At 45.9% G+C, this 13245-nt stretch carries 10 protein-coding genes and 1 pseudogene; 6 read left to right on the top strand and 5 right to left on the bottom strand.

Annotation, left to right across the window (positions count from 1 at the left end; genetic code table 11):
* The first annotated feature begins 35 nt into the window (after window positions 1-35).
* Window positions 36-917: a DUF3034 family protein gene (locus L5M11_RS02445; protein WP_263178746.1), complete on the top strand. Its 882-nt coding sequence runs from the start codon at window positions 36-38 to the stop codon at window positions 915-917.
* Window positions 914-1390, top strand: a complete 477-nt coding sequence (locus L5M11_RS02450; protein ID WP_263178747.1) for a group I truncated hemoglobin — start codon at window positions 914-916, stop codon at window positions 1388-1390. The genes L5M11_RS02445 and L5M11_RS02450 overlap by 4 nt, the downstream gene beginning before the upstream one ends.
* Before the next feature lie 94 nt (window positions 1391-1484).
* Here L5M11_RS02450 and L5M11_RS02455 read toward each other — a convergent pair whose 3' ends face one another.
* Window positions 1485-1958, bottom strand: coding sequence for an NYN domain-containing protein (locus L5M11_RS02455; RefSeq protein WP_006082658.1), 474 nt, complete (start codon window positions 1956-1958; stop codon window positions 1485-1487).
* 115 nt (window positions 1959-2073) lie between these two features.
* A pseudogene (locus tag L5M11_RS02460) lies at window positions 2074-2933 on the bottom strand (helix-turn-helix transcriptional regulator).
* A gap of 192 nt (window positions 2934-3125) precedes the next feature.
* On the opposite strand from L5M11_RS02460, the gene L5M11_RS02465 reads away from it, so the two are divergent.
* Window positions 3126-4037, top strand: coding sequence for a DMT family transporter (locus L5M11_RS02465; RefSeq protein WP_263186084.1), 912 nt, complete (start codon window positions 3126-3128; stop codon window positions 4035-4037).
* Window positions 4038-4112: 75 nt separating this feature from the next.
* Here the strand turns inward: L5M11_RS02465 and L5M11_RS02470 are convergent, their stop codons facing one another.
* Window positions 4113-4880 carry an AraC family transcriptional regulator gene (locus L5M11_RS02470; protein ID WP_263186086.1) on the bottom strand — a complete coding sequence of 256 codons (768 nt, stop codon included), beginning with the start codon at window positions 4878-4880 and terminating at the stop codon, window positions 4113-4115.
* 145 nt (window positions 4881-5025) lie between these two features.
* On the opposite strand from L5M11_RS02470, the gene L5M11_RS02475 reads away from it, so the two are divergent.
* The 3 genes from L5M11_RS02475 (at window position 5026) to L5M11_RS02485 (ending at window position 8706) form a co-directional block, all read left to right on the top strand.
* Entirely contained in the window at window positions 5026-6189 is a 1164-nt protein-coding gene (locus L5M11_RS02475; RefSeq protein ID WP_263186088.1) for a multidrug effflux MFS transporter, read from the top strand.
* 678 nt (window positions 6190-6867) lie between these two features.
* The gene (locus tag L5M11_RS02480; protein ID WP_197018086.1) at window positions 6868-7671 is read left to right on the top strand and encodes a sensor domain-containing diguanylate cyclase; all 804 of its coding nucleotides are present in this window, start codon (window positions 6868-6870) and stop codon (window positions 7669-7671) included.
* A 111-nt stretch (window positions 7672-7782) separates the two neighbouring features.
* On the top strand, window positions 7783-8706 hold the full coding sequence (locus L5M11_RS02485) for a GGDEF domain-containing protein (RefSeq protein ID WP_219254128.1): 924 nt from the start codon (window positions 7783-7785) through the stop codon (window positions 8704-8706).
* 116 nt (window positions 8707-8822) lie between these two features.
* Here the strand turns inward: L5M11_RS02485 and L5M11_RS02490 are convergent, their stop codons facing one another.
* Together L5M11_RS02490 and L5M11_RS02495 are read right to left on the bottom strand one after the other, a co-directional pair.
* The gene (locus L5M11_RS02490; protein ID WP_028761399.1) at window positions 8823-11966 is read right to left on the bottom strand and encodes a multidrug efflux RND transporter permease subunit; all 3144 of its coding nucleotides are present in this window, start codon (window positions 11964-11966) and stop codon (window positions 8823-8825) included.
* On the bottom strand, window positions 11966-13075 hold the full coding sequence (locus L5M11_RS02495) for an efflux RND transporter periplasmic adaptor subunit (protein ID WP_198572920.1): 1110 nt from the start codon (window positions 13073-13075) through the stop codon (window positions 11966-11968). The genes L5M11_RS02490 and L5M11_RS02495 overlap by 1 nt, the downstream gene beginning before the upstream one ends.
* Window positions 13076-13245: the final 170 nt, after the last annotated feature.

Here is a 13245-nt window from a genome sequence, read left to right on the forward strand (position 1 = left end):
GATTCATCGTCGAAAGAATGAGAGCGGAGCATCAAGTGAACATTTCCATAAATGCATTGAAGTTGAATTCATTAACTTGGAATTATGTTAAGGCCTTGTTTTGCCTATTTTTACTATTGGGTACTGTTCCTGCGTTTGCCGAAGGTAGCCGCGTGGTTGCGACTGGCGGCGGGACGACGATTGAGGGCAGTGCTGGCGGTGGCATAGTGCCGTGGGCGGTGATCAACGGTTATGGCAGTAGCGATGAATGGTCCGCTACAGCGATGGCGACAGGCGTTTATGTCGATGACTTTACGCTGAAAGTGATTGGCGCTTCATTGAGTTTTGATAATCGATTCGAGCTCAGCGTTGCGCGGCAAACCTTTGATTTGGATACTATGGGCGGCGAGTTAGGCCAAGATATCTTCGGCGTAAAATACAAGCTTACCGGAGAGCTGCTTTATACGGCTATGCCGCAAATTACCTTAGGTGCCCAGTATAAAAGAGTCGATGACTTTGAGATTCCTCAGGCGGTTGGGGCGCGGGATGATTGGGGTTTAGATGTGTATATTGCTGCCAGCAAAGTATTTTTTGATGCGGTAGCGGGACGAAATGTATTACTCAATGGGACCGTGCGCGCGACCAAGGCGAATCAAACGGGTTTATTGGGTTTTGGTACTCAAGCCAATCATGATTACCAGTTTGTGCTCGAAGCCTCTGCCGCGGTATTGCTGACGGATAATGTGGCACTGGGTATCGAATATCGCCAGAAACCCGATGAGTTAGCTTTTGCCCAGGAGGATGATTGGCAAGATGTGTTTTTAGCGTGGTTTATCAATAAGCATTTTTCCGTGGTTACGGCCTATGCGAATTTGGGCAGTATTGCGGGGTTTGAAGAGCAACGGGGTTGGTACCTGTCGGTGGAGGGGGCGTTATGAGGCGTTTACGGGTGAAGCTAATACCTTTCGTCGCAGTGTTTTTTTTCACTGGCTGTGCGGTGCAAACGACCGAAACCTCAGCATCACAAACTCACTCGAGTCGCCAAACCGCAAGCCATCAAACCTTATACCAAGATTTAGGTGGTAACGCAGGCGTATCGGCGATAGTCGATGGTTTACTGGCTCGTATTGCCACAGATCCACGCATAGTGCATCACTTTCAAGAGACAGATATTGCGTTATTTCGTGAGCGTGCCATTGAACATTTTTGTCTGGTTGCCGATGGCGGCTGCGTGTATCACGGCGAAAGTATGGCGCACAGTCATAGAGGCTTGAATATTACTCAAGCGGATTTCGATGCCTTAGTCGGCCATTTGATTGAATCGATGAAAGAGCAACATATTCCGCTATCGACCCGTAATGCCTTTCTAAAACGTCTCGCCCCTATGTATACGGACATTACCTATCACTAGTGTGTTGTTTGTATTATCAAAAAGTGGCCTTTAAATATGGCTAAGGTGTTTGATGCTGTTAGTGTGATGAGTAGCCGCATTTTTTGTCTTGTGACTAGAGCAATAACGCCTCATCTATGGGATGAAATTGAGAGGCTGCATCCCTTAAGGATTTAGCCGTCAGGGTAGGAACGCCATACACTTGGGTTTCAACGCCATACTTTTGATGAATTTTTTGCAGCAATAAATCGAAATCGCCATCACCAGACAATAAGATCACTGTATCCACTTCACTCGCCGCTTCCATAATATCTATGGTGATCCCCACGTCCCAATCGCCTTTGGCTGAGCCATCGCTGCGCTGAATAAACGGTTTTAACTTCACCTCAAAACCTATGTGCTTTAGTGCGTCTTGGAATTTCAATTGCCCATCGTCGCCTTTATGGATGGCATAAGCCACGGCCAACGCTATGTCTCCCTCGTAGCCTAAGTGCTGCCACAGTTTACGATAATTAAATTGGCGGCCATAGGCTTCGCGGCAGGTGTAATAGATGTTTTGTACATCGACAAATAAAGCGATTTTTTTCAAGGCGTTTTCCAGCGGCTAGGGGAGTAAGGGCACTATAGCATATCGAGGCAATAGGGTTTTCAAGGATGTTAGAGTGTTGGGTTCAGCCGTCGAGATTGTGAACCCAAAGCGTATGTTAGCTTCTATGGTATTTTTGATATTCGCCCGTTGACATGCCGCAGAGTTTTTTTAAGTAACGCCCCATATGACTTTGATTGGCAAAGCCATTATTGAGGGCGATATCGGTCAAGGATTGCGTTGAATGGCTCAAGCTTTGTTTGACCTTTTCAATGCGCACTTGCAGCAAATACTCCTGCGGCGTCATCGCAAATTGGCATTTAAACATGCGACAAAAATGGTACTCGCTCAGTTGGGCAAGCTCGGCCAACTCAGACAAGTAAATCTGCCGATGGGAATGGCAATGAATAAACTCTTTGATCGCTTTAGCCACTTTAGGTGCGAGCCCACCCTTAATTGACCCCACCGACAAATTAAAGCCGGAACTTTGCAGCAAAGTCACCAGCACAGTGTCGGTTACTTGTTCCATCATCAGATGCTGATCACTCGTCTGCCAATCGAGCTCGGCAACTTGGTGCCGAAACAGCGCCTCTAATCTCGGATTATCGACAAAGGTCAACTCAGGTAAACGCACTTGGCGTGGATCTTTATCAAAGACTCGCACCGCCAATTTTTTAAGATGTTCATCGCTAAAATACAAATGCATAAACTGCTGCGGTTGTCCCAGTTGCCAATGGCTTTGGCAGCCTTGGGGCATAAGGCAAAACTTACTGGGCGCGCCATAGTCTGCCTTGATATCGGTTCTGTGGGTTTCGTAGCCGCCATCCAGTACATGCTCAGCGTATGTTGTGCATCGTTTTGGTAATACAGACGCTCGCCCGCATTTTGATAATGGGCCCAAGATAAATCCTCCGTAATCGCTTGTTTACGAATACAGGTTTTGGCGGATTTATCAAAACTGATGTATTTGGGCTCCATGGGTCCTTGTTATCTCACTGGCTAAGCATTTTGTCAGTCCAAATTATCGCACTTATGGGCGTGGCTCAACGTCCGTTCGCGATTAAAACCGCAATATCGTGTTATGGCCAACAAGATGGTGACATAAGGACGAAAGCCATCGCTGTATAGTCTGCCTTATTAAGCATTTTATGAAGGTGTAGGGGACTCATTATGGCTGCTGTGATGTATTTGCTGATGATTTTTGTGTGGGGTTTTTCGTGGATTGCCATTAAGTGGCAGCACGGTGAGGTGGCGACGGAAGTCTCGATTTTCTATCGGTTTGCGATTGCGAGTCTCTTGATGTTCGCCATTGGCTTTGCCTTTAACAAGCTGCAAGCGGTAAAGCTTAGGCAGCATCCTTGGTTTGCACTACAAGGCGTGTGTCTATTTTGTTTGAACTTTATCGCGTTTTATACCGCAACCCATTATATCGCCAGCGGTTTAACGGCGGTGATTATGGCCACTGCCCCCATTTTTAATGCGATACATGGCCGCATTTTTTACGGTACGCCAACTAGTCGTAATTTTTGGTTAGGCGTCGGTGTCGGTCTGGGGGGCATTAGCTTACTCTTTGGTGCCGATTTGCTCGCGACTCAGTGGTCACAAAATTTAGTGTGGGGCTTATTGTTTTCGCTGTTAGGTACGTGGTTTTTCTCGATTGGTAACATGATCAGTATGCGCAACTCGCGCGATAATATGTCGCCCTTTACCTCAACAGCCTATGCCATGTGCTATGGCAGTGCGGCGTTACTGCTCATCATCTGGTTTAAAGATTTAAGCTTTAGTTTACCGCTGACAACCAGCTATCTTGGCAGCTTGTTTTACTTAGCTGTTATCGCCTCAGTGATTGGCTTTACCGCTTATTTGATCTTGGTTGAGCGAATTGGCGCTAATGCCGCTGCGTATCTGTTGGTGATAACCCCTGTGGTGGCGTTAAGTGTATCGAGTGTGTTTGAGGATTATCAGTGGACTTGGTATTCAAGCGTGGGACTCTTGCTGGTCGCGCTCGGAAACATGTTAACGCGCCGTCAAAAACCGCTTGTTTGGTTTAAGTCTTCTGCCACGCCAGCGGTGAAAGCTTAACGTCGCAGCTAGCGTCATGAAAGTGCATATGAGACAAGGCTCGATTCGACGATTGTAAGTCAGGCGAGCCAGTACTTATTTGAAATATTGTGCCGGTGTGGTGCCAGTATATTGCTTAAAAAAGCTGATAAAGGCACTGTCGCTGGAAAATTGTAAATTAAAGCCCACCTGCGCCACCGAGGTTCCCGTTGCTAATTGTTCTATGGCCGCAAGTAAGCGCCATTGCTGGCGCCAGGCTTGATAAGCCATGCCCGTCTGCGCGCTAAAAATGCGGCTAATTGTGCGTTCACTGGCACCGATTTCTACTGCCATATCCTTAAGATTGGCTGGCGGTTTTTGATCTTGCTGTAGTTGCGCTAGCCAGGTTGTTAAACGTTTATCCTGTGGGAGGGGTAAAGCCAGATTTTCTTCCGTGGCATTGCCCAATTCTTCGCAGAGCAGCAAAAAGACATTGTATTGAGTGCTTCTTGGTTTGTCCCAAGGCCAAAACGACATAGTGTCGATTAAGGCTTTGAGTAGCGGATTTACATGGAAAATAGTGACTTTATCGGGCAATAAAGTGACGGTTTCTGGTTCAAAGTAGAGTGAGCGATAGGCAACCACATTACGCATGGTGACGCTGTGCTTAACGCCAGCTGGCAACCAAGCCGCACGCGTTGGCGGTAACACCATTTGAGTATCGGCTAGGGTGAATCTCATCACGCCTGTGGGGGCGTAGAGCAGTTGCGCCTTCCTGTGGTGATGCATTCCCGAGTCGTGTTCGCCCATATCGGCGGCAATGCCAATAACCAGATTATCCAGCAGATCTGGATTAAATAGTTGTTCGGGTTGAATAAAGGCCATCTTGTCCTATTTTTGATGTTTTTTGTCTAAGTGTTGTTAGTTGTCACATTTGGATTTTATCTATACTGCGCCATCTTTTACAAGTATGGAGTGACATTTCGGTAAACCAACTCATTTGTTGGAGTGCTGAAATGGACTAAAAATCATGAATATAAAACTCCCTTTAGGGCTCGCTGTGCTGCTAATGATGTTTCCGCAAATTATGGAAACAATCTATAGCCCAGCGTTGCCTAATATTGCAGAACACTTTGCAGTGTCGATTGCTGGCGCATCGCAAACCTTATCTGTGTACTTTATTGCTTTTGCTATCGGCGTATTTTGCTGGGGCCGCTTAGCCGACATTATTGGTCGCCGTAAAGCTATGCTCGCGGGATTAGTATGTTATGCCATTGGCTCTGCGTTAGCCTTGATGGTGAGCGATTTTAGCCTGTTGTTGCTGGCCCGCATATTGTCGGCTTTTGGCGCGGCAGTGGGTTCTGTGATTACCCAAACTATGATGCGTGACAGTTATAGCGGCGAAGAATTAGCCAAAGTCTTTTCTGTGATGGGAATGTCACTTGGGATAAGCCCTGTCATCGGATTGCTATTGGGCAGTATCCTCAGTGCGTATTGGGGATATCAAGGTGTGTTTGCCGCACTCATGGTCTCTGCAATTGTGCTGCTGTTTTTGTCGGTAAAATCTTTACCCGAAACCAAACCCACACATACCCAGAAAATCGCGATAGGCGAGTTAGCGATTAAGATGCTTACCGACAGCGAGATTATTAAGAGCAGCTTGTTGGTGGCGGCGTTTAACCTAATGTGGTTTAGCTACTTTTCACTGGCGCCATTTATGTTTGAGGCGCAAGGCTTATCGACACTCGCGTTTGGTACTAGTGGCTTACTGTTAGGCTTTGGTGCTTTCCTTGGTAGTTATGTTAATAAAATAATGCTGGGTCGAGGCCACACCAGCGCACAACTCGTTCGCTTAGCCAGTGCTATTGCACTTGTCGGTGGACTGGGCATTTGGCTCCTTCAATCGACCTTTATTGGGCTGAATAATGTTTACTTTCTAGCCCCTATGCTATTGATTGTGATGGCTTACGGTATCGCAATTCCGAACATACTAAGCTCTGCTCTGGCAAACTACCGCACCTATGCGGGCTCTGCTGGCGCACTCTTTGGACTATTTTATTATATTCTGTTGGGATTAGGTTTAGGCGGCGCGGGAATCATCCACCATTTAGGTATTGTGATTACGTTAAGTGCACTGCTTTGCGTTGGCTTAGGTTTACTTTTAGGCTTAGCCAATAAAGCAAAAAACGCTTAAGACGCAAATGAAAAGCCAAGATACTAAGTACCTTGGCTTTTCTATGTAATTTCTACATTTTGTATAGACGTGAAAAGCTAGGTTTTAGGTGCGAGTTCCTGCTGCTTTGCTGCCTCTTGGGCTGCAGTCGAAATCAATCGAGGCATGGCAGGAAGTAAAGTTAACTTCATCATTGAGTAGACCACAGTCTATTCATAAGCAGAGAGTTATGAATGGTGACGTTTACGCATCTATTCTTTCGCTAAATCCCATCATCTCAAAGTTTCTATTGAATATTGTTACTACTGAGTAGTACGAAAAACGAGCATCCGAACAAAGGGAATCAATGTCTTTTCAAACAAACACTTTTCATTAGGCTTTTCTTAAGTAATTGTCATTCCATCATTTTAGATGTACTCAAAGTCACTTTCTGATTTTACGATGTGCGATTGTAGCGTTTTTATATCGACGACAGCCTAAGTGAGTTCTTGTCCTCACAAATCATATGTGGTTCTATCACACTAAATGTTATCTCTATGTTATTCGTTGTATGGGGAGATACGGATGCGTCGACTTTTTTCAGAAGATAGTGAAGTCTTATTATTCAAAAGTTTAAATTATATACCTATCCCAGTTCTATTATCTGAGGCCTTGGACGTTGAAGGACGTCGCCCAAGCACTCATAGGGTGCATAGATTTATGAATCATGCATTTATTGAGCAATTGGGTTATACCATGTCGGACATACCCGATATTGAATCTTGGTTTAATACTGTTTATCCCGAGCCAATCCTTCGAGATAAAGCGATGTTTGATTGGGATAGGGCTGTGTATGTAAGTGAAAAACAGGGGCTGAGCACCGCAGGTTTTCAAACTTACCTTCGCTGTGGCAATGGTGAATATCGTTGGTTTTTAATCACAGCTCAAATTACCACAGAAAATCAATCAAACTTAAACATAGTCACTATGAGAGATGTTCATCAGTTGCAGTTACTGATTGAGGATAACAAGCGACAGTCTAATACTGATTTACTGACGGGACTTGCCAATCGTCGTCAAGTGGAACAGCTCCTCGCTTTAGCCATAGAACACAGTGCCGATGCACAAGGTTCACTCTGTTTAGTGATGTGTGATATCGATTTTTTTAAGAGTATCAATGATAACTTTGGTCATTTGTGTGGGGATGATGTGCTTAAATTAGTAGCGGATCAGCTTAAGCGCTATGTCCCCTCTGCCTCCTGTGTCGCACGTTGGGGAGGGGAAGAGTTTCTGATCGTGCTGGAAAACACTGAACTTGAAGTCGCTATAGAGCTTGCCGAGAAGTTGCGTTGTGATATTGAATCCACGGATTACCAATCCTATGGCCAGCATATGCATTTGACCATGAGTTTTGGGTGTGTCGGGCATCAAGTTGCTGAAAGCTTGCATAGTCTATTATTTCGGGTTGATAGCGTTTTATATAAAGCTAAAAATGATGGCCGTAACCGTGTTGTATTTGATTGAATTCTGAATAAATTCAAACGTTAAATTATATTTTATCTATCATCTTTTAGCCCCAATTAGGTTTGGGATGTGATAACAGATCTTTGTCTGGAATTTGAGCGGAGAAGGTTAATGACAGCACGCAATACCAGTGAGGTAATTCTCTTTAAAAGCTTAGATTTCATTCCTATTCCAATCCTGCTTTCAGAATCACGCATGAATGAGATGTCTGGCCGTATACAGCGGATCCATCGTTTTGTTAATCATGCCTTTATCGAACAGATTGGCTACACATTAGTCGATATTCCCGATATGGATGCTTGGTTTAATACTGTGTATCCAGATCCTTTAGTGCGCCAAGCTATGGTTGAAGGATGGGCAAAAATTGTTGAAAGCAGTATCAATGCAGGAATCGATACGGCTGAAATGCAGGCTCGCATTCTTTGTCGTAACGGTGAGTACCGTTGGTTTTTGATCACGGCACAAATTACCACAGAGAATCAATCGGACTTGCATATAGTAACGATGAGAGATATCCATGATTTACAATTGCTTATTGATGAAAATCAAACTTTGTCTAATACCGATGTGTTGACTGGACTCGCTAATCGCCGTAAAGCGGAAGCAGTGTTGGAGAATGCCTTAAGTACCACAAATGGCTCTGACCTTTGCTTATTAATGTGCGATGTCGATTATTTCAAAGCCATTAATGACACGTTTGGTCATTTATGTGGGGATGATGTCTTAGTACAAGTTGCAAGGTTACTTGAAGGGCTACAGCAATCCGCTGCTTGTATTGCACGTTGGGGAGGTGAAGAATTCTTGATTGTTTTACAAGGTTACTCCTTAGATGAAACATATCAAATTGCAGAGCAATTACGTTTAGATTTAGCGTCGACGGATTTTTTCTATCAAGATAAACAACTGAATTTGACTATGAGTTTTGGCTGTATCTGTGTTCAAGATAATGAGAGTCTGCGCAGCGCACTTTTCCGGGTAGACAGTGCGTTGTATAGCGCTAAATCCGCTGGCCGAAATTGTGTTGTGATTGGATAGATAAATTCCCAATATCCTATGTAGGGAAAGAAACTTGATTAAGACACCAATAAAAAAGCCAAGACACTGAGTGTCTTGGCTTTTTGTTCTGTGATCTTCTGCAGTTATTATTAGCGCTAGGCTTTAGGTGCGAGTTCCTGCTGCTTTGCGGCCGCCTCTTGTGCCGCTAACTCTTGTGCTTTAATCGCCGCTTCGAGCTTAGCTTCAACATAACCAGGAGAGTGCGTTGTGGCCGAGATTAATCGATACATGGCGGGGATCACCAGTAAGGTCACAAAGGTCGCAAACGCCATTCCGAAGAACACTACAGTACCTACAGCGATACGGCTTTCTGAGCCCGCGCCCGTCGAGAAAATTAACGGTACAGCACCCACTAAGGTGGTGAAGGCTGTCATTAGGATTGGCCGTAAACGACGGGATGACGCATCGATAATGGCTTTATCGAGTTCAAAGCCGCGGTCGCGCAATTGGTTGGCAAATTCCACGATGAGGATACCGTTTTTAGTCACCATACCAATTAACATGATCATGCCTATCTGGCTGTAGATGTTGATCCCTTGGCTCGTGATCAGTAGTCCTAAGAAACCACCGAATACACCCATAGGCACAGTAAACATCACCACTAACGGGTTGATAAAGCTCTCAAACTGTGCGGCTAATACTAAGTAGGCAACCAGTAAAGCTAAACCAAATACGATAAAGATACTGCTTTGGTTTTCTTTAAAGTCTTTGGATTCGCCCGTATAACCAATCGAAATATCCTTAGGTAATAGTTCAATGGCTTTAGCGTCAAGGAACTTTAAGCCTTCACCTAAGGTGTAACCTTCACTGACGTTAGCCTTGAGGGTGATCGATTTTTGCTTATTGGTGTGGCTTAATCTTTGTGCAGAGGCAATTTCTTCTATATGAGTGACAGTATCGAGAGTGACTAATTCGCCCTTAGCTGACCGCATGTAGATTTGGCTCAGGTCACCGACATTATTGAAACTGTTTTCATCACCGCGTAAATACACATCGTATTCTTCGCCTCGATCAACAAAGGTCGTTTCGGTACGGCCACCCAGCATGACTTCTAAGGTTTCCGATACTTGGTCGACACTGATCCCCAGTTCTGCGGCGCGCTCTTTATCGACAGTAACAATGAGTTCTGGCGTTGTTTCTGCATAGTCTAAGTCAGCCCCTTCCATCATAGGGCTAGCGTTAGCCTCTTCTTTCAATATCTGCGCCCACTTAAACAGTTCGGCATAGTCCGAACCACCAAGTACAAATTGCACCGGTTCGCTCGATTGCCCTCTAAAGCCTGGCATCATAGGGCGAACCATTACATCTGGAATATCCTTTAAGGCATTGCTAATAATTCCAAGGGCTTGCTGCGCTGTCACATCGCGGTGTTCCCAATCTTCTAGCTGCATGATGACAAAGCCAGTTTGATCGCCAGCACGGCCACCAAAGGCGGGAGCTTGTACGCTGAAGGATCGCAGCACACCTTTACCGAGCAAGGGCATGAGTCTGTCTTCGACTATGTCCATGTTGGCTGTCATACGGTTATAACTGGTGCCTTCGGCGCCTTTAATAAAGGCGAACAACACGCCGCGGTCTTCCTGCGGCGCAAGCTGTGACGGTACTTGTTGCATTAACCAAGCGCTGCCGCCGATACAAGCGAGGATAACTAGCGGTGCGAGCAGGCGGAGTTTAATCGCTCGAGTCACGGCGACGCGATAAACGCTTTCCATGCGAGCAAAGCCGCTGTCGACCCAACGATTAAAGCGATTCGGTTTGACGTTGGCTTTGAGTAATTTACTGCTTAGTACAGGCGTAAGTGTGAGTGCCACTAAGGAGGAGAACAGCACTGACACCGCCAGCATCACGGAGAACTCGGTAAATAGTAGTCCGACCATGCCCTCCATAAATGAAATTGGGAGGAATACCATCACCAGTACCGCCGTAGTGGCGATAACGGCAAAGCCCACTTCTCGAGTACCTTTATAGGCGGCGAGTAAGGGCTCTTCACCTTTTTCGATATGGTGGAAAATGTTTTCAACCACCACAATCGCATCATCCACCACTAGACCGATGGAGAGGATTAATGCCATCAATGTCAGTAGATTAATCGAATAACCTAGCATGTTGGCGGCGATAAATGCCGAGATCAAAGATACTGGAACCGTCACCGCTGGGATTAACGTTGCTCGTGCTTGTCCAATGAAGATATACAGCACGAGTACGACCAAGGCGCCCGTGACATAAAGGGTGCTATACACTTCGTTAATCGAGCGGTCGATAAATACGGTCGAGTCGAAGTCGACCACTAGGCTAGTGCCTTCGGGCAGGAAGTCTTGTACGCGATCAACTTCTTTATGTACTTCTTTGGCAACGAGCAGAGGGTTGGCATCGGACTGGGCAATAATGCCTAAACTGATGTTAACTATGCCGTCGCTTTTGAAGGTCGAGTTTTCGTTTTGTGCGCCAACAGCCACATCGGCGACATCTTTTAAGTAGATAGCCGTGCCATCGCTGGCGGTACGCACCACAAGATAGTCGAAATCCTTCGGCGTGTAGTACAAGCGTTTGGTACGCACCGACATCACAGTGGTGTCGTTACGCACTTGGCCGCCGGGTGTTTCGATGTTCTCTTTACGCAGGGCGTTGATAATATCCGTTGCGGTAACATTACGTCCTGCCATTTGTTCGGGTCTGAGCTTGACGTACATGACCTTATACAAGCCGCCGGAAATGCTGATAGAACTCACGCCGCTGATTAAGCTGAATTTGTCCTCGAGTACTCGCTGGGCGTAGTCCGTTAATTGAGTGCGGTCCATCACACTCGAGCTTAAGTTCACATAGACTGAGGGTTCGCCGGAGCCGTTGTCTTTTGAGACGACAGGATCTTTTGCATCTTCTGGGAGCCTGCGTTGGGCGCGGGCCACTGCATCACGCACATCGCTGACCCCTTCGGTTAAGTTCCAACCGAGGAGGAATTTAACTGTGATACGCGAGCTACCGTTACGTGTGGTCGAGGTGATTTCGTCAATACCACTGATCCCTGTTAGCTCATCTTCTAAAGTCTTAGTGATCTGGCTTTCCATAATCGCCGCCGACGCACCCGAGTAACTGGTGCTGATGGTGACCACAGGGCTTTCGACGTCGGGCATTTCTCGTATCGACAGTTTAGTGAACGACACTATGCCGAATACACATAGCAGTAAGCTTAAAACGATGGCAACGACAGGGCGTTTAACCGAAACATCGGATAACCACATTATTTCGTCTCCGTTGCTTTAGGACCTGAAAGCTCTGTTGCACGGGCTGAGGCTTTATTATCGAGCGTGACTTCATTGATTTGCAGGCCATCGCGCATATTGACTAAGCCCTGTACCACGACTTTGTCACCTATGTTTAAACCGCTTTCGATTAAGACTTGGTTATCGATACGTGCCCCGAGTGTCACTTCTGTGCGGTGGGCAATGTGGTCGGCGCTAACTACGTATACGTAACGTTTAGTTCCTGAATATTCAAGAGCTTGCACTGGCACCATAGGTGCTGAAATCGCTGGGAAGGTGATGGTTGACGACATCATCATGCCCGGTTTTAAGCGTTTCTTTGGATTATCGAATAGCACTCGTACTTTGAGGTTTAAGGTTTCCTCATTGACGCGGGGATCGATAGCTACCATTTTGCCAGTAAAGATTTCATTCGGCCAAGCGCGACTGGTGGCTGATACTTGCATGCCAATACTCAGTTGCGATAGGAAATGCTCAGGCACTTGTAAGTCGAGGCGCATGCTGGACAAATCATCTAGCGACATCAACTCAGTGCCCATGCTGACCATCTTGCCTTCGCTGAAATTAATCAGGCCAGTATTACCTGCAAAAGGCGCTATCAGCGAGTGGTAATGTAAATCTGCTTGTGCGGAAGATAAGCGTGCTTGGGCGATATCAACACTGGCTTTTTGTGCGTCAATCTCGGTTTGGGTAATAGCGTTACGGCTGATCAGTTTTTCAAATTCTTTGAGTTTACGTTTTTCATCATTGAGGAAAGCATTGGCCTCGGCGACGGCGGCTTGGGCTTTCATATCATCGAGTTCGATCAGTAATTGGCCTTTTTTCACCGCTTGGTTTGAGGTCACTGCGACTTGTTTAATCTTACCTGTGACTTGCGGTGCAATGATCACTGCACGTTCAGCCGCGAGTTTGCCGATAAGAGAGATAGATTGCGCTAATGGATATTCAATCACTTCACCCGTGACCACAGGAACGGTACGCATAAGATGTGGCGCGTTCTCGGGTTTAGCCGCTTGAAGGACATCACTAAAACTCACCGCTGTGGCGATAATCGCAAGCAGGGCAATGGCAATAATGGTTTTTTTCATTGTAATTATTATCTCGCGCAAAGGCAGTTTAAAAAGGTAATCGCTCTAATGGCGCTATTCTAGTGAATAACGTACGCCAGTTGGGTAAAAGTTTGTAAAGGTAAGCGAACGAAAATGAAAGAAATTGTGTTTTTTGAGCATTGTGCACAATTCAACGAGGGTTTTGCTGT

The sequence above is a fragment of the Shewanella sp. SM87 genome, assembly GCF_025653705.1.
GTDB classification, from domain to species: domain Bacteria; phylum Pseudomonadota; class Gammaproteobacteria; order Enterobacterales; family Shewanellaceae; genus Shewanella; species Shewanella oncorhynchi.

What these genes read in the sequence shown, in the direction of transcription:
- L5M11_RS02465 (WP_263186084.1), top strand. Translation starts at nt 3,126, where the DNA reads ATGGCTGCTGTGATGTATTTGCTGATGATTTTTGTGTGGGGTTTTTCG.
- L5M11_RS02475 (WP_263186088.1), top strand. Translation starts at nt 5,026, where the DNA reads ATGAATATAAAACTCCCTTTAGGGCTCGCTGTGCTGCTAATGATGTTT.
- L5M11_RS02495 (WP_198572920.1), bottom strand. Translation starts at nt 13,075, where the DNA reads ATGAAAAAAACCATTATTGCCATTGCCCTGCTTGCGATTATCGCCACA.
- L5M11_RS02485 (WP_219254128.1), top strand. Translation starts at nt 7,783, where the DNA reads ATGACAGCACGCAATACCAGTGAGGTAATTCTCTTTAAAAGCTTAGAT.
- L5M11_RS02450 (WP_263178747.1), top strand. Translation starts at nt 914, where the DNA reads ATGAGGCGTTTACGGGTGAAGCTAATACCTTTCGTCGCAGTGTTTTTT.
- L5M11_RS02480 (WP_197018086.1), top strand. Translation starts at nt 6,868, where the DNA reads ATGAATCATGCATTTATTGAGCAATTGGGTTATACCATGTCGGACATA.
- L5M11_RS02490 (WP_028761399.1), bottom strand. Translation starts at nt 11,966, where the DNA reads ATGTGGTTATCCGATGTTTCGGTTAAACGCCCTGTCGTTGCCATCGTT.
- L5M11_RS02470 (WP_263186086.1), bottom strand. Translation starts at nt 4,880, where the DNA reads ATGGCCTTTATTCAACCCGAACAACTATTTAATCCAGATCTGCTGGAT.